The 935-nt window shown below is 59.6% G+C and carries 1 protein-coding gene; it reads left to right on the top strand.

Annotated features, from left to right (window positions below):
- The first annotated feature begins 73 nt into the window (after positions 1 to 73).
- A complete protein-coding gene (locus tag EXE46_RS16170) occupies positions 74 to 904 on the top strand; it encodes an IS5 family transposase (protein ID WP_137689362.1) in 831 nt (276 codons plus the stop codon).
- The last annotated feature ends 31 nt before the right edge of the window (positions 905 to 935 follow it).

Genomic DNA, 935 nt, shown 5'->3' with positions numbered 1-935 from the left:
TGCTCTGTTGAATCCGCAGAAGGCGGCGGGATAGCGTCGCTGTAAAGGTGGAAGCGAAGCGGAAGAGCCGAATGTGTCCAAACTACTCTTCCGCTTCGTTAAGCAAGCCGCGTCGCTGGCTCAAAAGCGCTGTGCCGCCAGTCCAACGGCGGTGAGTGATCCGACTGGCCACGGATTTCCCGGTTGGAAGCATGTCACGCTCCACTTTTTGCGGGTTCACATGGACGCGACGTACCGCGAGATCGTGGATTGGGCAAGTGAGATGGATCGCGTTCGTGGGCTGTTACAGCTCGCTCGGACGGCATTTCCCGCACCCTCAACGCTGTACCGGTCGTTTGAGAGGGTGCCCATGTCTGTATGGCGCGGCTTCCTTCGTGAGTCAGCGACCATCTGCGATCCGGGCTCGCACGGAGCCATCGATGCCACATTCTTCGACCGCGAAACGGCATCGAGACACTACCAACACCGCTCGGATCGCCACATACGCACACTCAAAACGACGGCACTCGTCGATACAGACTCGTGTGCCATCCTCGACATCCACTGCTCGGCACACTGGCCCCACGACACCCAGACTGGCCGTCGAGTCGCTTTGCGAAACACCGAGAAAATCGAGAGTATAGCTGGTGACAAGGGTTATGACGACCAATCACTTCGGGACGCCCTCCGTTCAGAAGGCGTCCGGCCCTTGCTGCGCCACCGGCTGTTCGCTCATTACGATCACGCACACAACGCACGGTTGGACAGCGAATTATACGGCCAACGCTGGATGGCCGAGACCGCCTTTTCGGCCATCAAGCGTCGGTTCGGCCCCGCTGTCCCCCCTCGCGCGTGGTACCGCGAGTTTCGTGAGCTCGTGGTGACCGCCGCAGTCTACAACCTCGAACAGGCTCTCAAACAGTGACCCCGACGCCATCATCGGATTCAACAAAGCA

It is taken from the genome of Halorubrum sp. GN11_10-6_MGM (genome assembly GCF_005435165.1).
Lineage (GTDB): Archaea > Halobacteriota > Halobacteria > Halobacteriales > Haloferacaceae > Halorubrum.
The sequence above is the reverse complement of the archived record's forward strand: the minus strand, read 5'-3'. Positions and strand labels throughout refer to the sequence as shown.